This window comes from Pantoea sp. R102, assembly GCF_004916815.1.
Classification (GTDB): Bacteria; Pseudomonadota; Gammaproteobacteria; order Enterobacterales; family Enterobacteriaceae; genus Pantoea; species Pantoea dispersa.
Genome location: NZ_SDFT01000091.1, coordinates 1 through 23,723, shown reverse-complemented (window position 1 = coordinate 23,723; position 23,723 = coordinate 1). Strand labels below are relative to the sequence as shown.

At 56.0% G+C, this 23,723-nt stretch carries 21 protein-coding genes; 6 read left to right on the top strand and 15 right to left on the bottom strand.

All coding sequences use genetic code 11. The annotated features are described in order from the left end of the window. From fabZ to rpsB, 12 genes are all read right to left on the bottom strand, one after another. Positions 1 to 347, bottom strand: a 347-nt coding sequence (gene fabZ / locus ERD80_RS10775) for a 3-hydroxyacyl-ACP dehydratase FabZ (protein WP_136546863.1), incomplete at its 3' end; no start/stop codon positions are given. Positions 348 to 541: 194 nt separating this feature from the next. Further along, positions 542 to 1,567: a UDP-3-O-(3-hydroxymyristoyl)glucosamine N-acyltransferase gene (gene lpxD, locus ERD80_RS10770; RefSeq protein WP_021507481.1), complete on the bottom strand. Its 1,026-nt coding sequence runs from the start codon at positions 1,565 to 1,567 to the stop codon at positions 542 to 544. 3 nt (positions 1,568 to 1,570) lie between these two features. Next, positions 1,571 to 2,068, bottom strand: a complete 498-nt coding sequence (gene skp / locus ERD80_RS10765; RefSeq protein WP_021507482.1) for a molecular chaperone Skp — start codon at positions 2,066 to 2,068, stop codon at positions 1,571 to 1,573. Between the two features lie 113 nt (positions 2,069 to 2,181). Then, complete coding sequence (gene bamA / locus ERD80_RS10760) at positions 2,182 to 4,593, bottom strand: outer membrane protein assembly factor BamA (RefSeq protein WP_021507483.1); 2,412 nt, start codon at positions 4,591 to 4,593, stop codon at positions 2,182 to 2,184. Positions 4,594 to 4,644: 51 nt separating this feature from the next. After that, entirely contained in the window at positions 4,645 to 5,994 is a 1,350-nt protein-coding gene (gene rseP / locus ERD80_RS10755) for a sigma E protease regulator RseP (RefSeq protein ID WP_058759530.1), read from the bottom strand. Positions 5,995 to 6,006: 12 nt separating this feature from the next. Continuing rightward, positions 6,007 to 6,864, bottom strand: coding sequence for a phosphatidate cytidylyltransferase (cdsA, locus tag ERD80_RS10750; protein ID WP_010616187.1), 858 nt, complete (start codon positions 6,862 to 6,864; stop codon positions 6,007 to 6,009). An 18-nt stretch (positions 6,865 to 6,882) separates the two neighbouring features. Beyond that, positions 6,883 to 7,635 carry a (2E,6E)-farnesyl-diphosphate-specific ditrans,polycis-undecaprenyl-diphosphate synthase gene (ispU, locus tag ERD80_RS10745; RefSeq protein WP_058759529.1) on the bottom strand — a complete coding sequence of 251 codons (753 nt, stop codon included), beginning with the start codon at positions 7,633 to 7,635 and terminating at the stop codon, positions 6,883 to 6,885. Between the two features lie 165 nt (positions 7,636 to 7,800). Next, on the bottom strand, positions 7,801 to 9,003 hold the full coding sequence (gene ispC, locus ERD80_RS10740; protein ID WP_059010413.1) for a 1-deoxy-D-xylulose-5-phosphate reductoisomerase: 1,203 nt from the start codon (positions 9,001 to 9,003) through the stop codon (positions 7,801 to 7,803). Between the two features lie 115 nt (positions 9,004 to 9,118). Then, positions 9,119 to 9,676, bottom strand: coding sequence for a ribosome recycling factor (gene frr, locus ERD80_RS10735; protein ID WP_021507488.1), 558 nt, complete (start codon positions 9,674 to 9,676; stop codon positions 9,119 to 9,121). A gap of 148 nt (positions 9,677 to 9,824) precedes the next feature. Next, positions 9,825 to 10,550: a UMP kinase gene (gene pyrH, locus ERD80_RS10730; protein ID WP_010616191.1), complete on the bottom strand. Its 726-nt coding sequence runs from the start codon at positions 10,548 to 10,550 to the stop codon at positions 9,825 to 9,827. Positions 10,551 to 10,703: 153 nt separating this feature from the next. Then, entirely contained in the window at positions 10,704 to 11,555 is an 852-nt protein-coding gene (tsf, locus tag ERD80_RS10725) for a translation elongation factor Ts (RefSeq protein WP_058780470.1), read from the bottom strand. Between the two features lie 180 nt (positions 11,556 to 11,735). Next, on the bottom strand, positions 11,736 to 12,455 hold the full coding sequence (rpsB, locus tag ERD80_RS10720) for a 30S ribosomal protein S2 (protein ID WP_031279692.1): 720 nt from the start codon (positions 12,453 to 12,455) through the stop codon (positions 11,736 to 11,738). 317 nt (positions 12,456 to 12,772) lie between these two features. On the opposite strand from rpsB, the gene map reads away from it, so the two are divergent. The 4 genes from map to ERD80_RS10700 all read left to right on the top strand — a co-directional run bounded on the left by map (position 12,773) and on the right by ERD80_RS10700 (position 18,103). Next, positions 12,773 to 13,567: a type I methionyl aminopeptidase gene (gene map / locus ERD80_RS10715; protein WP_021507491.1), complete on the top strand. Its 795-nt coding sequence runs from the start codon at positions 12,773 to 12,775 to the stop codon at positions 13,565 to 13,567. Positions 13,568 to 13,764: 197 nt separating this feature from the next. After that, positions 13,765 to 16,419, top strand: coding sequence for a bifunctional uridylyltransferase/uridylyl-removing protein GlnD (gene glnD / locus ERD80_RS10710; protein WP_021507492.1), 2,655 nt, complete (start codon positions 13,765 to 13,767; stop codon positions 16,417 to 16,419). A 172-nt stretch (positions 16,420 to 16,591) separates the two neighbouring features. Next, a complete protein-coding gene (dapD, locus tag ERD80_RS10705) occupies positions 16,592 to 17,416 on the top strand; it encodes a 2,3,4,5-tetrahydropyridine-2,6-dicarboxylate N-succinyltransferase (RefSeq protein ID WP_021507493.1) in 825 nt (274 codons plus the stop codon). Between the two features lie 294 nt (positions 17,417 to 17,710). Beyond that, positions 17,711 to 18,103: a DUF3461 family protein gene (locus tag ERD80_RS10700; protein ID WP_010616197.1), complete on the top strand. Its 393-nt coding sequence runs from the start codon at positions 17,711 to 17,713 to the stop codon at positions 18,101 to 18,103. A 38-nt stretch (positions 18,104 to 18,141) separates the two neighbouring features. Here ERD80_RS10700 and ERD80_RS10695 read toward each other — a convergent pair whose 3' ends face one another. From ERD80_RS10695 to dgt, 3 genes are all read right to left on the bottom strand, one after another. After that, complete coding sequence (locus ERD80_RS10695; RefSeq protein WP_021507495.1) at positions 18,142 to 19,299, bottom strand: CdaR family transcriptional regulator; 1,158 nt, start codon at positions 19,297 to 19,299, stop codon at positions 18,142 to 18,144. Between the two features lie 201 nt (positions 19,300 to 19,500). Continuing rightward, on the bottom strand, positions 19,501 to 20,940 hold the full coding sequence (gene degP, locus ERD80_RS10690; protein WP_058759526.1) for a serine endoprotease DegP: 1,440 nt from the start codon (positions 20,938 to 20,940) through the stop codon (positions 19,501 to 19,503). A 136-nt stretch (positions 20,941 to 21,076) separates the two neighbouring features. Then, positions 21,077 to 22,570: a dGTPase gene (dgt, locus tag ERD80_RS10685; protein ID WP_136546861.1), complete on the bottom strand. Its 1,494-nt coding sequence runs from the start codon at positions 22,568 to 22,570 to the stop codon at positions 21,077 to 21,079. Between the two features lie 98 nt (positions 22,571 to 22,668). Between dgt and mtnN the strand changes: the two genes are divergently transcribed. Together mtnN and ERD80_RS10675 are read left to right on the top strand one after the other, a co-directional pair. Beyond that, entirely contained in the window at positions 22,669 to 23,367 is a 699-nt protein-coding gene (gene mtnN, locus ERD80_RS10680; RefSeq protein ID WP_136546859.1) for a 5'-methylthioadenosine/S-adenosylhomocysteine nucleosidase, read from the top strand. Continuing rightward, on the top strand, positions 23,360 to 23,723 hold a 364-nt coding region (locus ERD80_RS10675; protein ID WP_168926267.1), incomplete at its 3' end, for an ABC transporter substrate-binding protein. The genes mtnN and ERD80_RS10675, both read left to right, overlap by 8 nt.

Below are 23,723 nucleotides of genomic sequence, written 5' to 3'. Positions count from 1 at the left end.
GTAACTTCCATGATCATCTGGTCGCCCGGCACTACCGGACGCTTGAAACGGGCTTCGTCGATACCGGCGAAATAGTACAGCTCGCCCGGTTCCAGTTTTCCAACGCTTTTAAACGCCAGAATACCGGTCGCCTGCGCCATCGCTTCCAGGATCAGAACGCCTGGGAAAATCGGTTTACCAGGGAAGTGTCCCTGGAAAAACGGTTCATTAACAGAAACGTTCTTTACCGCACGCAGATATTTATGCTCTTCAAATTCCAGCACGCGGTCAACCAGCAAAAACGGATAGCGGTGCGGCAGCAGTTCTAAAATCTCTTCAATTTTCAGAGTATGCGTTTCAGTTGTCAAAATACTCTTCCTGTCCTAAAAAATCTGATGGCAACAATAACACGGCCTGCACCGATCAAAATGATCTTTCGCAGGCCGCAAATCAGTTCAGTGGCGTTTCGCTTACCATGATACCTGCTGCCGCACTCTGGTTAACCCCGAGGTGAAAGAAGGTACGCTGCTTTATTATGAAAGCGGGTAGAGCCGGGATGTGCTCAGTCGTCTTTGCCGACCTTGCGTTCGATGGCTTTTAAGCGTTTGCTCATGTCATCGATGTTCATCACCAGCGCTGCCGTTTTACGCCAGGTTTTGTTGGGTTGCAGCGGGATACCCGATGAGTATACCCCAGGCTCTGTGATGGGACGCATGACCATGCCCATGCCGGTTACCGTCACTTTGTCACAGATTTCCATATGGCCGTTAATGACGCTGGCTCCGCCAATCATACAGTAACGCCCAATCTTCAGACTACCCGCCATGATCACACCACCGGCAACCGCGGTGTTATCACCAATCACGACGTTATGCGCAATCTGGCACTGGTTGTCTATGATAACACCATTGCCGATCAGAGTGTTATCCAGCGCACCGCGATCGATCGTGGTACAGGCGCCAATTTCTACCCGATCGCCAATCACCACGGTGCCCAGCTGAGGAATTTTCACCCAGTTGCCGCGGTCGTTAGCATAACCGAAACCATCGGCACCAATCACGGTGCCAGACTGAATCAGACAATCCTGACCAATCTGAATCTCATGATAAACCGTAACGTTGGCCCACAGACGGGAACCACGGCCAATGCGCGTGCGCTTGCCGACAAAGCAGCCGGCGCCAATCACCACGTCATCACCCAGCTCAACGCCGGACTCGATGACCGCGTTAGCGCCCACCGAGACATTGTTCCCCAGCTTCGCGCTCGGATCGATCACGGCGCTGGGCGCGATATTTTGCGCGGGCTGCGGCGTGGTGTCCAGCAGTTGTGCCATACGGGCATAAGTCAGGTAAGGGTTTTTCACCACCAGCGCGGCGGTTTTACACCACTCCAGATCCGCTTCCGTCAGCACCACGGCTGAGGCCTGAACCTGTGCGAGCTGCTCGCGGTAGCGGCTGTTGGCAAGAAAAGTGATTTGACCAGGGGTGGCGGATTGCATAGAAGCAATGCCGGAGATGGCGATATCGCCATCTCCGTGCAATTCTGCATCCAACTGCTGGGCTAAATCAGCCAGTCGAATTGATGACATCGATTATTTAACCTGTTTCAGCACGTCAGCAGTAATGTCTTTCGCGTTAGAAGCATAGGCAACGGCATTGGCGTCGATTACCACGTCATACCCTTCGCTGTCCGCCACTTTCTTCACTGCGTCCTGAATACGGCTCAGCAGTTTGTTACGCTCTTCCATCTGACGACGGCGGTTATCCTGATCGAAAGCCTGCGCTTTCGTCGAGAATGCTTCGCGCTGTGACATGATGTCTTTTTCCATGCGGCTGCGGTCGCTGGCCTTCATGGTTGAACCATCACGCTGCAGTTTCTGCATTTTAGTCTGCAGATCGCGCTCCTGGCTCTGCAGCTCAGTGGCACGGCCCTTGAATTCGTTTTCCAGCTGTTTAGCAACGGTCGCACGTTGCGGTAACTGTTGGAAAATGCTGGACACGTTTACCACTGCAATTTTGTCAGCAGCCTGAACGCCCGCGGAAACCGCTAAAGCAAGACCCAGACCTGCGGCACACAACAACTTTTTCACTATAAACTCCTTACCATCAACGTTTGTGTCAGCGACACAGTGTTGGCATCGTCCGGCTCCCGTCTGGCGCCGGCGCGATGCCGTACTACGACTCTGCTTCCGTGCTCAGAACCTTACCAGGTTTTACCGATGTTAAACTGGAACTGTTCTGCTTTGTCTCCCTCGACTTTCTTCACTGGCTGTGCGTAGGAGAACACCAGTGGTCCAAGTGGCGACATCCACTGCAGCGCAAGACCGGCAGAGACGCGAATGTTGTTCGGGTCGCTGTAGTCCGGAATGCCCGCCGCGCGGGTTTCCGCGGTGTTCTGCCACTTGGTATCCCAGACGGTACCGGCATCCATAAATACCGAGGTACGTACTGAGTTTGCATATTTCTCGCTCAGGAACGGCGTTGGCGTAATCAGCTCAAGGCTGGCGATCGCCATGGCGTTACCGCCCACCGCATCGTCAGACTTACAGATGCCGTCCGGATCGGTCAGATTACAGCTCGACGAACGATCGTTCAGGTAAGCGGCTTTCGGACCAATGGTGTTGGACTGGAAGCCACGCACGGTGCTGGAACCGCCGGCGTAGAAGTTCTCATAGAACGGCATCTCTTTGCCACCGAGTCCGTCACCGTAGCCAACACGGCCACGACCCAGCACCACCCAGGTGCCATCACGGTTCAGCGGCACGTACTGCTGGGTGTCCAGCGTCGCTTTGTAGAACGAGTTATCAGAGCCCGGGATGGTCACTTTACCGTTCAGGTTGGTACGGTTACCGCGCGTCGGGAAGAAACCACGATCGAGCGTGTTGTACGTCCAGCCGTAGTTGAAGGTGAAGTCATCCGCAGAGAAATCACCGTCATCATTCAGCCCCTGATGACGACCCACCGAGTCAAGGTAACGCCACATCGCCACCTGCGGACGCATGTTGGACAGGTCGTTGTGCACATAACCTAAGCCGACGCGCAGCGTGTTGTTTTCGTTAACCGGGAAGCCGAGCGTACCGTCCACACCGTAACTTTTGTTGGTGTAGTCGGAGAGATCAGCATCATCCGCTTTAAAGTCGTTGTAGAAGAGGCGACCGCCGAGGCTCACACCGTCCACCGTGAAGTATGGATCGGTGAGTGAGAATTCTGCGTAGGTCTGGTAGTCGTTCTTGGTACCGCTGATGCCGACGGTATTACCGGTGCCGAGCCAGTTCTCCTGGGTCACGCCGACCTGGAAGCTGACGCCACTCTCCGTACCGTAACCCACACCAAAGTTGAAGGTACCGGTGTTACGCTCTTTGACTTTGTAAACCACGTCAACCTGGTCTGGCGAGCCCGGAACGCGCTGGGTATCAACGTCCACGGTTTCGAAGTAACCGGTACGGTTCAGGCGCTCTTTGCCCTGATCGACGAGGTCGCTGCCCAGCCATGCGCCTTCCATCTGACGCATTTCGCGGCGCAGTACGGCATCTTTCGAGGTGTCGTTACCTTCAAAACGCACTTTACGCACGTAATAACGGTTACCGGCATCAACGTTGATGTGCAGCTTAACGGTTTTATCCGCATCGTTGATTTCCGGCTGCGTCACCACGCGAGGATAGGCGTAGCCGTAACGGCCCAGCAGCTTCTTGATGTCATCTTCCATCTGGGTGACTTTGGTGCCGTTATACAGCTCACCGTTAGGAATCTGCGTCAGGTGCTCAATTTCCGCCGAGTGGCCCGCCATACTGCCGTTGACGATCACGCCGGCAATCTTGTACTGATCGCCTTCAGTGATGTTGACGGTGATGTAGATGCCTTTCTTGTCCGGCGTCAGGCTCACCTGCGTGGAATCAATATTGAAACGCGCATAACCGCGATCCAGATAGAAGCTGCGCAGGGTTTCGAGATCGCCCGCCAGTTTCTGCTTCTGGTATTTACGATCGCCCACCACGTTCCACCACGGCACTTCATCGCGCAGCTGGAAGCGGGAGATCAGTTCATCTGAGCTGAACGCTTTGTTGCCGACAATGTTGATCTGCTGGATCTTGGCCGAGACGCCTTCCTGGAAGACGAATTTCAGATCGACACGGTTACGCGGCAGCGGCGTCGCGATGGCTTTGACGCTGGCGGTATATTTACCGACGCTGTAGTAAAAGTCCTCCAGCCCCTTCTCGATGGAAGAGAGCGTGGTGCGGTCAAGCGCTTCGCCAACGCGCACACCGGAGGCCTCAAGGTTCTCCTTCAGCTGATCCTCTTTCACCGCTTTGTTACCGGAGAAGGTGATGCTGGCAATGGTCGGACGTTCCTTCACCTGAACAATCAGGGTGGTGCCGTCACGCAGAACCTGGACATCTTCAAAGTTACCGGTAGCGAACAGTGAGCGAATGGTGTTTCTGATGTCATCATCATTCACCGTATCACCGACGCGTACCGGCATGCTGAGCAGAGCCGCGCCGACGGCGACTCGCTGTAGACCTTCGAAATGAATGTCCTTCACTACGAAATCGTCTGCACCGTAAACGGTGGCGCTGCTAAACAGCAGCGACGCTATGAGCAACTTTTTCATCGCCATCGTTGTTATGCGTTTTCCTAACACATCCCGCGCCTGTCTGCGTTTCAGCGATTACAGGCGAGAGAAATCATTGAAAAGTGCAAGCCCCATTAAAAGCACCAGCAAAATTGAGCCGATGCGATAACTGAAGTCCTGAACTCGCTCGGACACCGGTCCACCTTTGATCTTTTCGATCGCCAGAAAGAGCAGATGTCCACCATCTAAAACCGGCAGAGGGAACAGATTGATGATCCCTAAGTTGACGCTAATCAGCGCGAGGAACATCAGGTAATAAATCACCCCATATTCAGCTGATAATCCGGCACCCTGCGCAATCGAAATTGGCCCGCTCAGGTTATTCAGCTTGACGTCCCCGGTTATCAACTTGCCCAGCATCGAAACCGTCAGCTTCATCAGTTGCCAGGTTTTGACACCGGCTTCACCAATCGCGGCGAAAGGTCCGTACTGTTTTACCGTTTTGTACTCATCCGGCAGCGGGATCACACGCGGGATCACCCCGGCAAAACCTTCCGCTGCGTTGCCCGGTTTCGCTTCCGGCGTTAGCGTCAGCGTTAACGGTTCACCGTTACGCTCAACCTCCAGCGCCATGTTTTTGCCGGGATTATCCCGAACCTGAGCCGCAAAAACCTGCCATTGCGTTAATGGCTGACCATCGACTTTAACGATCCTGTCGCCGGCTTGCAAACCGGCAGCACTTGCCGGTGAACGCGCCTGCACTTCTGCCAGCGTGGTTTCGATTTGCGGCCCGCGCGGTCGAATACCTAAAGCGACCACCGGGTCCTGTTTGTCCGGTTCAAATTGCCAGTCACGCAGATTGAGCTGCTTCTGCTGCGTCGCCTGCTGACCAAACTGTGACACGGTCAGCGTGGCACTGCTGTCGCCGATTTTACCGATCAGCGCCAGGCGCACAGCATCCCAGTCAGGCGTTTCGATACCGTCAACCGCTTTAAGTTCCATGCCGGAGGTAATTTGCGCTTCTGCCGCGACGGAACCGCTCATAATTTCGCCGACCACCGGGCGAACACCCGGCACACCATGGATGAACACCACCCAGTAGGCAAACACGGCAAAGATGAAATTGGCGATGGGACCGGCGGCAATGATTGAGGCACGCTGCAGCACGGTTTTATTGTTGAAGGCCTGATGACGCAGCTCAGCGGGCACGCTCTCAACACGCTCGTCGAGCATTTTGACGTAGCCACCGAGCGGAATCAGCGCGATCACGTATTCCGTGCCCTGGCGGTCAGTGCGACGCCACAGGGCTTTGCCGAAACCGATCGAGAAGCGTTCTACTTTGACACCGCAGCGACGCGCCACCCAGAAGTGGCCGAACTCGTGCACCGTAATCAGCACGCCGAGCGCCACGATAAAGGCGACAAAACTCCAGAGTATGCTCAACATCGTCGCTTATCCTCAGAGGGTGCGGAACACCAGCAGCAGCAGGCAGGCAAATACCGGCACCGCGGCTGTCAGGCTATCAATGCGATCGAGGATACCACCGTGCCCCGGAATCAGGTTACCGCTGTCTTTGATACCGGCTTCACGTTTGAACATACTTTCCGTGAGATCGCCCAGCACGGAGGCCAGCGTGGCAATCACGGCGCAGATAATCAGCGTGCCCGGTGCCACCGATAGCGGGGCCAGCAGCGCAAACAGCCAGGCGATAATCGCCGATGACAGCAGTCCGCCAAAGAAGCCTTCCCAGGTTTTGCCCGGCGAGACTTTCGGCGCCAGCTTATGCTTGCCGAACAGACGACCAAACATGTAAGCACCGGAATCCGCGCCCCAGACGAGGAACATCACGAACAGCAGCCACCAGGCGCCGGCGAAATGGTCGGTGTCATAGTGATACTGGCGCAGCGCCATCATGCCCCAGAAGAACGGCACCACGGTCAGCACGCCAAACAGCAGGCGCAGCGGACGCGATGCGCGCCACAGCGCAGCGGAGGCCGGATAAAACAGCACGAGAAACAGCGCGACAATCCACCAGCCCAGCGAGGCCCAGAGCGAGCTCTCCATCTGGAACTGGTGCAGATTACGTTGATAGGGTTGCAGGGTGAACAGCATCACCGCCAGCAGCAGGCCGCATAGCACCGCCAGCCAGATACGCTGCTGACGCGTTGCCATCCCCGCCAGCTGCCCCCACTCCCAGGCGGCAAGCATGCAGATGATGATGGTGGTAATCGCAAAACCGGACAGCGGCAACCAAAACAGAGCAGCGATCACCAGCGGAATCAGAATAAACGCGGTGATCAGACGAGACTTCAGCAAAGGTTACCCCCAGGTTGCTCAGGCGCCGCCTGGTGCAGCGCCGCCATAGCGTCGCTCCCGCAGAGAGAATGCATTCAGTGCACCTTCAAAAACGTGTTCATCAAAATCAGGCCAGAGAACATCGGTAAACCAAAACTCAGCATAGGCGATCTGCCACAGCAGGAAGTTGCTGATCCGATGCTCTCCCCCGGTCCTTATCACTAAATCCACCGGCGCCAGCTCCTGCATACACAGATGCGGAGCCAGACTTTCTTCAGTTATCTGGTCAGGACGTAGCAGTCCTTCCTGAACCTGTTCAGCCAGTTTTTTTACACCCTGGATAATATCCCAACGGCCGCCATAGTTGGCAGCAATGTTGAGGGTGAGTCCATCATTTTGCTGAGTCAGTTCCTCGGCGCGGCGAATGCGTTCCTGAATGCGGTTATTGAAACGGCTGATATCACCAATAATGCGCAGACGCACATTGTGCTTGTGCAGGCTTTTGACTTCGCTGTCGAGCGCCCAGACAAACAATTCCATTAAGGCCGTCACTTCCTGTACCGGTCGGCTCCAGTTTTCACTGCTGAACGCATAGAGCGTGAGCGCTTCCAGCTTGTTGCTGACCGCAAAGCTGACGGCCCGGCGTACTGATTTTACCCCGGCTTTGTGGCCTGAAATACGCAGTTTGCCCTGATTTTTTGCCCAGCGACCATTACCATCCATAATGATGGCCACGTGACGTGGCGTGCAGTACGACCCGTCATCGATTGTATTGTGATTGTTGGACGACATAACGCGTAATAATTCCTTTCATCAGAAATGCTGTGGTTTCTGAATACATTGCGCCTGCGGCAAACGCCGGTAACCTCACCGGATGACATCGAAACAATGTCGGGCCGTAAAACGCGAGCGAGCGACTATACCATTTTCACCCTGAGCGAACAAATAGCGCCACCATCAACCGGCTAAACGAAAGCGCGGCAGCAACGCCGTGGCCCGCACGCGTGCGATCCGATCAATCTCCATCACGTCATCCACGCTGCCCGGCTCCTGACACTGCAGGGTTGCCAGCACTTCACTGTTGATGGCCGCGATATCGGTAAAGCGAATCTGATGCTGCAGAAATGCCGCTACCGCGACTTCATTGGCTGCGTTCAGCGTGGTGGTGGCCGCCTGTCCGGTTGCGCATGCATCGATTGCCAGCTTCAGGCAGGGATAGCGTTCGTAGTCCGGCTCAGCAAACGTCAGCGCCTTCATTCGGGTGAAATCAAGCGGCGTTACGCCTGCGGTAATACGTGCCGGCCAGGCCATGCTGTGGGCGATTGGCGTGCGCATATCGGGTGAACCCAGCTGCGCCAGCACGCTACCGTCGCAGTATCGCACCATGGAGTGAATCACCGACTGCGGATGCAGGATGACCTCCATTTGTGCGTCGGTGGCGTTAAACAGCCAGCGGGCTTCAATGTATTCAAGACCTTTATTCATCATGGTGGCCGAATCAACGGAGATTTTACGCCCCATTGACCAGTTCGGATGCGCACAGGCCTGATCTGGCGTCATAGCGGCCAGCTCGGCTAATGGCGTGTCACGAAAAGGACCACCCGATCCCGTAAGGAGAATCGACTCGATGCCATTCTCCCGCAGATCAGCGTACCCCAACTGATGCTGTATGGAAGCGGGCAAACTCTGAAAAATGGCGTTGTGCTCGCTGTCGACCGGCAGCAGCTGCGCCTGATGCTGGCGTACCGCCTCCATAAACAAACGGCCGCATGTGACAAGCGATTCTTTATTGGCAAGCAGGACGGTTTTGCCGGCGCGAATGGCGGCCAGCGTTGGTTGTAAGCCGGAAGCGCCCACAATGGCGGCCATTACCTGATCGACCTCATCCAGTGCGGCCAGTTCGCAGGCGGCCTGAACGCCGGAGAGCACTTCCGTATCGATGTTGAGTGCTTTCAGTCGTTCACGCAGCGCCGCAGCGGAAGCGTCGTCGGACATCGCCGCGTAGCGCGGTTTAAATTGCTGACACTGTTCGGCCATCAGCGCCACATTCTGACCGGCCACCAGCGCAGTCACCTGATAGAGCTCAGGATGCGCCGCCACTACCGCCAGCGTGCTGGTGCCAATTGAGCCGGTCGAACCCAGCAGAGTTAATCGCTTCATGGTGCTGTCCCTGTGAAGTCGTGGTGCGCGCCCGCGCGTACGCCGGGCACAATGTAAAACGCCGCCAGAGTCGTACTACGTCTCTGAACGGCGTTTTGTCAGGCAAATGACGGAATCAGAATTCCATCAGTTCCTTCTCTTTCTCGGCCAGCGCCGCATCAACGTGCTTGATGCGAACGTCGGTCATTTTCTGGATCTCGTCCTGCGAGCGACGTTCGTCGTCTTCGCTGATCTCTTTGTCTTTCAGCAGCGCCTTGATCTTGTCGTTCGCGTCACGGCGCACGTTGCGCACAGAAACACGGCCCTGCTCGGCTTCGCCACGCACAACCTTGATCAGATCTTTACGACGCTCTTCGGTCAGCGCAGGCAGTGGAACACGAATGTCGCTACCGGCTGAGCTTGGGTTGAGGCCGAGGTCAGAAGCCATGATGGCTTTCTCGACTGCCGGACCCATTGAGCGATCGAACACGTTGATTTTCAGCGTGCGTGAATCTTCAACGGTGACGCTGGCCAGCTGACGCAGCGGCGTTGGCGTACCGTAATATTCCACAACGATGCCGTCGAGCAGTGAAGGCGAAGCACGACCGGTGCGCACTTTGCTGATGGTGTTTTTGAATGCTTCCACGCATTTGTCCATGCGCGTTTCAGCATCTTTTTTAATATCGTTAATCACGTTGAAACCCTTGGATTCGGTTTGACCTGGCCACTTCCGGACGCAGCGGAACGGAAACGGTATCGATAAACATCGATCATCCTGAATGCTGCGCGACAGCAGTGCAGCGCGCCAACAGAATATACCTTATTTTATCCTGCGTCGGGTATTAATGCGTAATCAGGGTGCCTTCTTTTTCACCCATCACCACGCGACGCAGCGCGCCAGGCTTGTTCATATTGAAGACGCGGATCGGCAGTTGATGGTCGCGCGCCAGCGTAAAGGCGGCCAGATCCATCACTTTCAGCTCTTTTTCCAGCACTTCACCGTAGGTCAGCTGTTCGTACAGCGTGGCATCCGGATTTTTCACCGGGTCGGCTGAGTAGACGCCGTCGACCTTGGTGGCTTTCAGTACCACGTCCGCTTCGATTTCGATGCCGCGCAGGCAGGCCGCTGAGTCGGTGGTAAAGAACGGGTTGCCGGTACCGGCAGAGAAGATCACCACGCGGTTATTGCGCAGCAGGCTGATGGCTTCTGCCCAGCTGTAGTTATCACACACGCCGTTCAGCGGAATCGCCGACATCAGGCGCGCGTTGACGTACGCACGATGCAGTGCGTCACGCATTGCCAGGCCGTTCATCACGGTCGCCAGCATCCCCATGTGGTCGCCGACCACGCGGTTCATACCTGCCTGCGCCAGACCCGCGCCACGGAACAGGTTACCGCCACCAATTACCACACCCACCTGAATGCCCAGCTCAACCAGCTCTTTCACCTCTTGCGCCATACGGTCAAGCACGCTCGCGTCGATACCAAAACCTTCGGCACCCTGCAGTGCTTCGCCGCTCAGTTTCAGTAAGATACGTTGATATACAGGTTTTGCGTTGGTCGCCATGGTCAATTCTTCCTGGAAGATAAGATGAATGAGAAGTTAAATCTGATCGATCATCCGCTTAGCGCGTGAGAAAAGCTATTGGGATGAGACTGAAAATTGCTGCGCCAAAACGCAGACAAAAAAGAACCGCCTCTCGGCGGTTCCTGCAAACCATTAAGACTGTTTGGACATGGCAGCAACTTCGGCTGCAAAGTCAGATTCGACTTTCTCAATGCCTTCGCCCACTTCGAAGCGGATGAAGTTGATCACGTCAGCGCCTTTCTCTTTCAGCGCCTGGCCAACAGTTTTGCTCGGATCGATAACGAAAGCCTGACCGGTCAGAGAGACTTCGCCGGTGAATTTCTTCATACGGCCTTCAACCATCTTCTCTGCGATCTCTTTTGGCTTGCCAGACTGCATCGCGATGTCCAGCTGAACCTGGTACTCTTTCTCAACCACGTCAGCAGAAACGTCTTCTGGCTTCACGAACTCTGGCTTGCTGGCAGCAACGTGCATCGCAATCTGCTTGCTCAGCTCTTCATCAGCGCCGGTGGTAGAAACCAGTACGCCGATGCGCGCGCCGTGCAGATAGCCGTTCAGCTCAGCACCTTCGAGGACAGCAACACGACGGATGTTGATGTTCTCACCGATTTTCGCAACCAGTGCCACGCGCTCTTCTTCGAACTGCGCTTTCAGAACTTCCACATCAGTCACTTTACCGGCAGCAGCAGCGTCCAGCACTTTGTCAGCAAAGGCCTGGAAACCGGCATCTTTTGCCACGAAGTCAGTCTGGCAGTTCACTTCCAGAATCACGGCGTAGCCGTCAGCGATTTTGGTTTTGATCACGCCGTCAGCAGCCACGTTGCCTGCTTTCTTAGCAGCTTTGATTGCACCAGACTTACGCATGTTCTCGATCGCCAGCTCAATGTCGCCGTTCGCTTCGGTCAGCGCTTTTTTGCAGTCCATCATGCCTGCGCCAGTACGCTCGCGCAGTTCTTTTACCAGTGCAGCGGTAATTTCAGCCATTCCAGAATCCTCGATTCGTCTCGCAGTGCTTTCACACTGTCAGAAACTTGTTGCGGAAAATTTACTTGCCCCGCCAGCCCGAACAGGGTGCGTGACTAAGTGAGATAAATAAAGGGGCCTTCACGGCCCCTTAACAGATCACATCTGATGTCTAAGGGCTCTCAGAAAGAGCGAACCTTATTAAGCTTCAGCAGCTTCTTCAGCCTGCTCAGCCAGGTCCTGTGAACGGCCTTCGCGCACGGTAGTGGCAACGGCAGTCAGGTACAGGCTTACAGCACGGATCGCATCGTCGTTACCTGGGATAACGAAATCAACGCCGTCTGGATCAGAGTTAGTATCAACGATAGCAAATACCGGGATACCCAGGTTGTTTGCTTCTTTGATTGCGATGTGTTCGTGGTCAGCGTCAACAACGAACAGTGCATCCGGCAGACCGCCCATATCTTTGATACCGCCCAGGCTGTTTTCCAGCTTGGCCAGCTCACGAGCACGCATCAGTGCTTCTTTCTTGGTCAGTTTGTCGAAAGTACCGTCCTGAGACTGAGTTTCCAGATCTTTCAGGCGTTTGATTGACTGACGAACGGTTTTCCAGTTGGTCAGCATACCACCCAGCCAGCGGTGGTTAACGAAGAACTGGTCGCAGCTCAGTGCAGACTCTTTTACCGCTTCGGCAGCAGCGCGCTTGGTACCAACAAACAGGATCTTACCTTTACGGGAAGAGATCTTGTTCAGCTCAGCCAGGGCTTCGTTGAACATTGGTACGGTTTTCTCAAGGTTGATGATGTGAACTTTGTTACGCGCACCGAAAATGAATGGCTTCATTTTTGGGTTCCAGTAACGGGTCTGGTGACCGAAGTGAACACCAGCCTTGAGCATGTCGCGCATGGAAACAGTTGCCATGATTACCTCTAAAAGTTTGTTTGGGGTTGGGCCTCCATGTATCCCATACAACCGACCTCTTACGAGGCACCCCGGCGTACGTGTCGATACATGTGTGTTTTAGTACACATAATGAGATTTATGCGTTTCCTGCCCTCTCATACGAGGTGACAGAGAATCGTCGGCGCGCTTTATACCACAATGCGCAGGAATACGCCAACAGTTGTTAGCATGAACGGCAGGCTGTAATCCCGATTTGGCAGCCCATTTGCTGACTGCTAACATGACTGCCACAGAACTCATTATTGTCGAAAATTGCGGCGATTGCGGATTATTTAATGGCCATTTCAATCAAAACCCCAGAAGAAATCGAAAAAATGCGCGTGGCGGGCCGTCTGGCTGCCGAAGTGCTGGAGATGATCGCTCCACACGTCGTGCCGGGCGTCACCACCGGCGAGCTTGACCGTCTGTGCCACCAGCACATCACCGAAAAGCAGCAGGCCATTTCAGCCTGTCTCGGCTACCACGGTTTCCCGAAATCGGTGTGTATTTCGGTCAACGAAGTGGTATGTCACGGTATTCCCAGCGACGATCGCGTGCTGAAAGACGGGGATATCGTTAACGTCGACGTCACGGTGATCAAAGATGAGTACCATGGCGATACGTCAAAGATGTTCATCGTCGGCAAACCGACGATTCAGGGCGAGCGCCTGTGCCGGGTTACGCAGGAGAGCCTGTACATTGCGCTGCGTCTGGTGAAGCCGGGCATTCGCCTGCGTGAACTGGGCCGGGCGATTCAGAAATACGTGGAAGCACAGGATTTTTCCGTGGTTCGCGAGTATTGCGGACACGGCATCGGTAAAGGCTTCCATGAAGAGCCGCAGGTGCTGCATTACGATGCCGACGACAGCGGCGTGGTGCTGCAGGCTGGCATGACGTTTACCGTCGAACCGATGGTAAACGCCGGTGATTATCGCATCCGCACCATGAAAGATGGCTGGACGGTGAAAACCAAAGATCGCAGCTTGTCCGCACAGTATGAGCATACTATTGTGGTGACGGAAAACGGCTGTGAAATCCTGACGCTGCGCGCAGACGACACTATTCCAGCGGTGCTGGAAAACAACGCGTAACGCTCGTGATCAGGATAACAGGCCGGCTCAAAACGAACGCCTGTCAGTTTAGGTTCACCCATCCCTGCACCTCCCGTAGCGGCGCCATCAGTTGCGCGTTAACCCGCGCCGCTACTGCGGTGATGTCACGGACGGTGGCTAACTGAACGGCATCACGGCGTTAAGCCCGCTTTTTATGGCGCAGAAGAGGCATGTTGATGAGTGGTAGCGTGACCGAAGCAGTACACAAAGGCCTGACCGATTCCCCCGCCAGCTGGCCAGACGACGCGCTGACGCGCGACAAACTCAAACAGTATCTTGAACAGTTTCAGCAGCATCTGGGCAGCGCTTTTGACGCCGGTAGCGATATCGAATCATTGATTGATGCGCGCACGCTGTTTATCGATCGCCTGCTGCGCCGGCTGTGGCGGCTGTTTGGCTTTGACCAGATGAAAGAGATCGCGCTGGTGGCGGTGGGCGGCTATGGCCGCGGCGAGCTGCATCCGCTATCGGACATCGACGTGCTGATCCTGAGTCGTCAGCCACTGGACGAAGCTGCCGCACAGCGCACCTCAGAACTGCTGACGCTGATGTGGGATCTTAAGCTGGAGGTCGGCCACAGCGTACGCACGCTGGAAGAGTGTCTGCTGGAGGGCTTGTCGGATCTCACCGTCGCCACCAACCTGATTGAGTCGCGCATGCTGACCGGCGACGTGGCGCTGTTTCTCGAACTGCAAAAGAATATCTTCAGCGACGGTTTCTGGCCGTCGTCACGCTTCTTCGCCGCCAAAATTGAGGAGCAGCTGGAACGCCATCAGCGTTATCACGGCACCAGCTACAACCTCGAACCGGATATCAAAAGCAGCCCGGGCGGGCTGCGCGACATTCATACTCTGCAGTGGGTCGCGCGCCGCCACTTTGGCGCCACCACCATGGATGAGATGGTCGGCTTTGGCTTTCTCACTGAAGCCGAACGCAATGAGATCAATGAGTGCCAGGAATTTCTCTGGCGCATCCGTTTCGCGCTGCACCTGACGCTGCCGCGCTACGATAACCGCTTACTGTTCGATCGCCAGCTCAACGTGGCACAGCGCCTCAACTATGGCGGCGAAGGCAATGAGCCGGTTGAGCGCATGATGAAAGATTTCTATCGAGTCACGCGCCGTATCGGCGAGCTGAACCAGATGCTGCTGCAGCTGTTTGACGAAGCCATTCTGGCACTGTCGACCACCGAGAAGCCGCGCAGCATCGATGAGGATTTTCAGCTGCGCGGTAATCTGATCGACCTGCGCGATCCCACGCTGTTTGAGCGCGAGCCGCAGGCGATTCTGCGCATGTTTTACGTGATGGTGCGTAACGAAACCATTACCGGCATCTATTCCACCACGCTGCGCCAGCTGCGCTACGCCCGCCGTCATCTGCAACAGCCGCTGTGTCAGATCCCCGAAGCGCGCCGCACCTTTATGGCAATTCTGCGCCATCCTGGCGCGGTAAAGCGCGCGCTGCTGCCGATGCATCGCCACAGCGTACTGTGGGCCTATACGCCGCTGTGGGGCAACATTGTCGGCCAGATGCAGTTCGACCTGTTCCACGCCTACACCGTGGATGAGCACACCATCCGCGTGTTGCAGAAGCTGGAAAGTTTTGCCGACGAAGCCACGCGCCCGATGCACCCGCTGTGCGTCGAGCTGTGGCCGCGTCTGCCGCAGCCGGAGCTGTTGCTGATGGCCGCGCTGCTGCACGATATCGCCAAAGGGCGCGGTGGCGACCACTCGATTCTCGGCGCGCAGGACGCGCTGGACTTTGCTGAGCTGCACGGCCTCAATTCGCGCGAAATGCAGCTGGTGGCCTGGCTGGTGCGTCATCACCTGCTGATGTCGGTGACGGCTCAGCGTCGCGACATTCAGGACCCCACGGTGATTCAGCAGTTTGCTGAAGTGATGCAAAATGAAAACCGGCTGCGCTATCTGGCCTGCCTGACGGTTGCCGACATCTGCGCCACCAATGAAAGCCTGTGGAACAGCTGGAAACAGAGCCTGCTGCGCGAGTTGTTCTTCGCCACCGAAAAACAGCTGCGCCGCGGCATGGAGAACAGTCCGGATCTGCGTGAGCGCGTGCGTCATCACCGGCTGCAGGCGCTGGCGCTGCTGCGCATGGAAAATCTCAATGAAGAGCGCCTGCACCATATCTGGAGCCGCTGTCGCGCCGACTATTTCCTGCGCCACACGCCCAACCAGCTGGCGTGGCATGCGCGTCATCTGATCAATCACGACCTCAGCAAACCGCTGGTGCTGGTCAGTCCGCAGGCCACGCGCGGTGGCACCGAGATCTTTATCTGGAGCCCGGATCGCCCTTACCTGTTTGCCGCCGTCGCCGGAGAGCTCGATCGCCGCAATCTGAGCGTGCACGATGCGCAGATCTTTACCAGCCGCGACGGCATGGCCATGGACACCTTTATTGTGCTGGAGCCGGACGGCAGTCCGCTGGCAGCAGATCGCCATCCGCTGATTATCCAGGCGCTGGAGCAGGCGATCACCCAAACGCAGTGGGTGCCACCGCGTACGCGCCGGCCGTCGTCACGTCTGAAACACTTCAGCGTCGATACCGAAGTCAACTTTTTGCCCACCCATACCGACCGCCGCAGCTATCTGGAGCTGGTGGCGCTGGACCAGCCAGGTTTGCTGGCGCGCGTCGGCGAAGTGTTTGCTGACCTCGGTGTTTCGCTGCACGGCGCCCGCATCAGTACCATCGGCGAACGGGTGGAGGATTTGTTCATCCTTGCCAACAGCGAACGACGTGCGCTGGATGCCGAAATGCGCTCCGTGCTGCAACAACGGTTGACAGAGGTACTTAATCCAAACGATAAAATGTGACCCGGCTTCCATTCTTCACGTTGCCGATGCATTGGCCTGGTGACCCGGCCCATCCGTGGATCTCGCTCCGATAGGCGCGCCACCGTTCTGCAGCATGAAGGATGTTTGCCCGATAATTTTACTCTGCACGCCAGCTGGCGTGCATCCGCAATGACAGACTCAGGAATTAAATATGCAACAGTTACAGAGCGTTATCGAATCTGCCTTTGAACGCCGCGCCGACATTACGCCGACCAGCGTGGACAGCGCCACCCGTGAAGCAATCAACCAGGTGATTGGCCTGCTGGACAGCGGTGAACTGCGCGTGTCAGAAAAGATCAACGGCGAATGGGTAACGCATCAGTGGCTGAAGAAAGCGGTACTGCTGTCGTTCCGTATCAACGACAACCAGGTGATCGACGGAGCAGAGACCCGCTTCTACGACAAAGTGCCGATGAAATTTGCCGGCTGGGATGAAGCGCGCTTTAAAAGCGCCGGCTTCCGCGTCGTGCCACCGGCCGCAGTGCGTCAGGGTGCATTCATCGCGCGCAATACCGTGCTGATGCCGTCCTATGTCAACATCGGTGCGTATGTCGATGAAGGCACCATGGTAGACACCTGGGCCACCGTCGGCTCCTGTGCGCAGATTGGTAAAAACGTGCACCTGTCCGGCGGCGTCGGCATCGGCGGCGTACTGGAACCGCTGCAGGCCAATCCAACCATCATCGAAGATAACTGCTTTATCGGTGCCCGTTCCGAGATCGTTGAAGGCGTGATCGTCGAAGAAGGTTCAGTGATCTCCATGGGCGTTTACATCGGCCAGAGCACCAAAATTTATGACCGCGAAACCGGTGAAGTGCACTACGGCCGCGTACCGGCAGGTTCGGTGGTGGTTTCCGGTAACCTGCCGTCTAAAGATGGCAGCTACAGCCTGTACTGTGCGGTGATCGTGAAGAAAGTTGACGCGAAAACGCTGGCAAAAACCGGCATCAACGAACTGCTGCGTACCATCGATTAAGTTTTTTCTTCCCGCTTATTTTCAAACCCACGGGCCTGTATTCAGGCCCGTCATTTTTTCTTTACACTCCTGCCGCTATTACCTGTTTCGCGCCGCGAATTAACTGGTGCGTTTGTTTTTCAAACAGGTCATAATCCGCGCCAGTTAACTCCGGTCGCGCACTGTTCATCCCGGTTTTTGTGTCTACAGTTGATTAAATATGCCGTAAGCGTTCGGTTCGTTGCGCTTATTACGCAGCCGAATGATGATGATAATCCTGCGCGCTCACTCACTCTCAGATGGAATATAAACGCTATGTACGACAACCTGAAAAGCTTAGGTATCAGCAATCCTGAAGACATTGACCGCTACAGCCTGCGTCAGGAAGCCAACAACGACATCCTGAAAATCTACTTCCGCAAAGACAAGGGCGAGTTCTTCGCCAAAAGCGTGAAGTTTAAATACCCGCGTCAGCGCAAAACCGTGGTGGCCGATCACACCACCCAGGGTTATAAAGAGATTCAGGAAATCAGCCCTAACCTGCGTTACGTGATCGACGAACTGGATCAGATCTGCCAGCGCGATCAGGTAGAGGTGGATCTGAAGCGCAAAATCCTCGCCGATCTGCGCCATCTGGAGAACGTGGTGTCGAACAAAATCGCGGAAATCGAATCCGATCTCGATCAGCTGACCCGCAACGGTCGCTAATTCCCGCCACTTCTCAGGCCAGCCATTGCTGGCCTTTTTTATGCCTGCTCATCAAGCTGCAGCGCCACATACAGCAGCAGCCGATCGTCAAAGTTCGCCAGGTTGAGGCCGGTCAGTTCCGAGATGCGGTTCAGGCGGTACTCCAGCGTATTACGATGAATAAACAGCGCACGCGCCGTGGCGCTCGGCTGCACGTTATGACTGAACCACGCAACCAGCGTGCGCCGCAGCAAACCGTTATTGTCCATACTTTTCAGCTTTGCCAGCGGACGTGCCAGCTCGCTGGCCTGCCAGCCGCCGCGCAGGCTATCCAGCAGCACTGGCAGCACCAGATCCTGATAGAAGAAGCTCCGCTGCTGCGGCATGCGCTGTTTGCCCACCATCATGGTGGTGCGGGCAGTGCGGTAAGAGCGCGCAATGCTGCCGGGCCCGGTAAAGAAATTGCCGAGCGCGATACGCATCCGCACCTGACCGCTCTCTTTCATGCGCTGCAGCAGTTGATCGACGCGGCGGCGGTGATCGTCCTGATCGTAACGGCCATGAGCATTCAGAGCTGGCTTCAGCACCACCATTTCGGTGAGCGAAACAATGGCGATCAGGTTATCGCGATCGGGCGTGGTCAGCAGCGTCTGTAATTGCTGCAGCTCCGACATCGCGCTGTCGACTCCCAGCTGTCCGCTGTCCACTTCCACCACCGCCACCACGCGCGGCTGATTGAGATCGATGCCCAGTCGCTGCGCCCATTCGTTCAGCGCTGGCGACAGCGTATCGCTGCGGATCAGGTTCAGCACCAGCTCCTCACGCAGGCGGCTGTCCTGCGCCAGCATATGCAGCAGGCGCGCCTGTTCCAGCATCATCTCTGCCGTCATGCACACCAGCTCGCCGTAGTGGCGTAGTGTGCTGGGCTGGCCGGTGAGGCCAATTACGCCGACGATGTCGCCATCAATGCGCAGCGGCAAATTGATGCCCGGCCGCACACCGTGCAGGTGTTTAGCCACCGCTTCGTCAATATCAACCACCCTGCCCTGTGACAGCACCAGCAGCGCGCCCTCGTGCAATTCGCCAATACGCTCGCGATCGCCACTGCCAATAATGCGGCCGCGCGCATCCATCACATTGACATTACTGTCGATAATTTTCATGGTGCGGGCAACGATATCCTGAGCCAGTCGCGCATCAAGATGATAGGTGGCCATCAAACACTCCAGAATTCGGGACGAACCGACAGAATACGCATCCCGATTGCCCCTGGCATTGTGCAACTGCACATAGCCGCAGGGTGATTACCGGAATTGCGGCAGCGGTCACACTGGGAAGGCACAGATGACTGAGGGCGCAGCAGCATACAGGCAATAAAAAAGGCGAGCCGAAGCTCGCCTGAGAGACCAATAAAAGGATTACTGCATCAGCAGATAGAGGCTGCTGTCGCCGCGCTTGACGTTGAGCGCCAGCACCGACGGTTTGGTGTCGAGGATTTTACGCAGCTCGCCAAGGTTGCTTACCGCCTGCTGGTTCACACCGAGGATCACATCGCCTTTCTTCAGGCCGATACGTGCCGCAGCGCTGCCGGCTTTCACGCTGTCCACGCGCACGCCCTTCTGGCCGTTGCTGTCAACGTTACTGAGATCGGCGCCCTCAATGCCGGTGTAAATCGTCGCGGACTGCACTTTATCCTGTGAGCTCTGCTGCAGCTCAACCGTCACGTTGAGCGGTTTGCCGTCGCGCAGCAGGCCCAGCTGCAGTTTGGTGCCGACCGGCAGCGAGCCGACTTCCGCACGCAGCGCCGCAAAGCTGGTCAGCGCTTTACCGTTCATAGAGACCACCACATCGCCCGCTTTCACGCCGGCTTTCGCCGCCGCGGAGTTTGGCAGCACCTGGCTGACAAACGCGCCGCGCTGCGCATCCACTTTCATCGCTTTAGCCAGCTCGGAGTTGAGCTCGGTGCCCATAATGCCCAGCTCGCCGCGTTTCACCTGGCCATACTCCACCATCTGCGCGGTCAGGTTTTTCACCATGGAACTCGGGATGGCAAAGCCGATACCGATGTTGCCACCGTCCGGTGCGAGGATCGCGGTGTTAATACCGATCAGCTCGCCGTTCAGGTTAACCAGCGCACCGCCGGAGTTGCCGCGGTTGATGGCGGCATCAGTCTGGATAAAGTTTTCGTAATTTTCGACGTTAAGGCCGCTGCGCCCCAGCGCCGAGACGATGCCGGACGTGACCGTTTCGCCCAGGCCGTACGGGTTACCGATGGCCACGGTGTAATCACCGACGCGCAGATTGTCGGAGTCGGCGATCTTAATTGCCGTCAGGTTTTTCGCATCCTGCAGCTGGATCAGCGCGATGTCAGACTGCGGATCTTTGCCGATGACCTTAGCATCGTAGCGACGGCCATCGCTCAGCTGTACCTGAATTTTGGTGGCGTTATCTACCACGTGGTTGTTGGTAACCACATAGCCTTTGTCGGCGTTGATGATTACCCCAGAACCGAGCGCGCGGAACTGCTGCTTCTGCGCGTTGGCGCCATCGTCGCTACCGTCACCGCCGCCTCCCTGGCACATGGGTGAACCCTGGAACGGCGATCCGTCCTGACAGAACGGGGAATTATCGCCAAAGAATTGCTGAAACTGCTGCGGCATGCGCGGGGTTTTCACCGTGGTACTGCCTTCCACGCTGATACTGACCACGGAAGGCATCACTTTTTCCAGCATCGGTGCCAGGCTGGGCAGTTGCTGACTGGAGGAAGACGCTGTCTCCGCCGCGAAAACACTGACAGGGCTTAACGCCATGCCCAGACTAAGCGCCAGCGCACTTAACATTAATGTGCTTTTTTTCATTCGTCTGTGTCTCTCTGAAATTAACGTGCAGACCATTGCTGTGGTCGTGATGATGAGATTAAGTTTTTAGCGCGAAGTTCCTGATAAAGTATTGGGTAAAGGTAAAAATTTATTCTTCGTCTTTACAAAACTGCGCTTATTCCACCGCCATCAACCGACGATACTCATCCCAGGCGTAATTGTCCGTCATCCCGCTGATATAGTCCTGAATCAGCCGCGAGCGATAATAACGTTCCCATAACAATCGCTGATATTTATGCTGCACCACCAGGTTACGCATCTGTTGCTGATAAGCTTTACGATGTTTACCGGAAAGTTTATGAAACAGTCGGGTTTCGATCGGATGTTTCGCGAGAAAATCCTCATTCATCAGCGTGGAAAACTGTTCATAATCGAGCTGCATCAGCGACTGATAAATTTCCAGTAATCCTTTAATGACCCGATAACCCTGTAATTCCAGCTGCTCAACTTCAGGGTGATTAAACACCTGCTGGCGCGCCACGGTTTTAAATAATTTTAACAGGCGCCCTTCATCACCGTCGTCTTCCAGTAGCGCATGGTTAAAGTTGCCGGCAAAAATGGCAGGTAAATTATCAACAAAGCGGCGCACCGCATGGCTGACCAGCACGCTCTGGACGTTAACCCGCAGCGACATGAAAAATTGATCGCTAATACTGCGGCGCTTTTTCTGATTGGCCTCTTTCCACGCTTCATTAATGGTGCGGCTGAACGCGTCGCCGGGTTTCACCGGGCCCCAGGCGTTGAGCAAAGAATGATAGAGCGTATCGACGGTGAAGATATCTTTTTCTACGGCGTCATCAAGGTCGGCAATACAATAGGAGATATCGTCAGCCGCTTCCATTATCCAGGTCAGTGGATAACGGTGGTGCTCAGGTATATCCGTTGCCGCGCGGAGATCGGCCACATATTCACGTTCGGATAAATAGAAACCCGGCTTTTTCATTAACACGCTGAACTCCGCCGGCTTATCACCCTGCCACCACGCCGGCGCGGTGTATTTTAAAATACACGCTACCTGCGCATAGCTAAGATTTAGCTGCAGCAGGGTATGCACCAGCCGAATGGCCTGCGCATTCCCTTCGAAATGGCACAAATCCTGACGAATCATTGCATTTAACCGGTCGAAATCGGCACGCTGCGCGTCATCCGCCACGCCCGCCACCAGCGGATCCACCAGTTCGGCCGGCAGATTGTCATCAAACCAGTCATTGATCGCCGCTTCACCAAAATGGCCAAACGGCGGGTTGCCGACGTCGTGCAGCAGGCAGGCCATCTCCACCAGGCTCTCGACCGCGCCCTCAAAGCCATCGAGGCCGTAAGCCGCCAGCCCGCCGCCCTGGGTTTTCAGCGTATGCAGAATCTCTTTGGTGATGTAACGCCCGGTTTGCTGCACCTCAAGCGAATGGGTCAGGCGCGAGCGCACGGCCGCATTCCGCTCCAGCGGAAACACCTGGGTTTTTTGTTGCAGACGGCGAATCGCGGCAGAATTAATAATGCGTCCACGATCGCTTTCAAAGTGGCGGGTAATAAAGTATTCGCCTTCGGGATCTTTGCGGCTTGTATAAGGGCGGGTGAAACTGATCTTCTTCCTGAAATTGATCGTCGCCATTGTTACCCCTTATTTTTTCCTGAATTGATCCCCTTTGAGCCATGTTAGACTATGCCTCACTTTAGCCTTATACATCCATAACTACAGCGAGATTCTTTATGAAAGCAGGCATTATTGGCGCGATGGAGCAGGAAGTCACACTGCTGCGTGACAAAATTGAAAACCGTCAGACGCTGACGCTGGCCGGCTGCGAAATTTACACCGGTACGCTCAACGGCGTTGAGGTGGCTCTGCTGAAATCGGGCATCGGCAAAACCGCGGCGGCGCTGGGTACCACGCTGCTGCTGGAGCTGTGCAAACCGGATCTGGTGATCAACACCGGTTCCGCAGGCGGTCTGGCGCCAACCCTACAGGTGGGCGATATCGTGGTGTCCGATGAAGTGCGTTATCACGATGCCGATGTCACCGCTTTTGGCTATGAGCCTGGTCAGATGGCGGGCTGCCCGGCGGCGTTTGTCGCGGACAGCGCGCTGATTGCCGTCGCAGAGCAGGTGATCAAACAGCTGGATCTCAACGCGGTGCGCGGTCTGGTGGTCAGCGGTGACGCCTTTATCAATGGCGCCGCGCCGCTGGAGCGTATCCGCAGCACCTTCCCGCAGGCGATTGCGGTAGAGATGGAAGCCACGGCGATTGGTCACGTTTGCCATCAGTTTAAGGTGCCGTTCGTGGTGGTACGCGCTATTTCTGACGTGGCCGATAAAGCGTCGCATCTGAGTTTCGAAGAGTTCCTCAGCGTGGCGGCTAAACAGTCGTCACTGATGGTGGAAAACCTGCTGGCTCAGCTGGCGCGTGGCTAAATATCTGCTGCTCGGGCTGTGGCTGCTGTGCCACAGTCTGCTGGCCGCACCGCGCGTCATTACCCTGTCGCCGCATCTCACCGAACTGGCGTTTGCCGCCGGCATCACGCCAGTGGCGGTGAGCGCCTGGTCAGACTATCCCGCCGCTGCTCGCCAGCTGGAGCAGGTGGCGAACTGGCAGGGCATTCGCGTTGAACGCATTGTGCAGCTCAGGCCGGATGTGGTGCTGGCCTGGCGCGGCGGCAATCCGCTACGCCAGGTGGAGCAGCTACAGCGTCTGGGCATCCATGTGGAATGGATCGATCCGCAATCACTCGATCAGATGATTGACGCGCTGGCAGCGCTGCAGCGCTGGA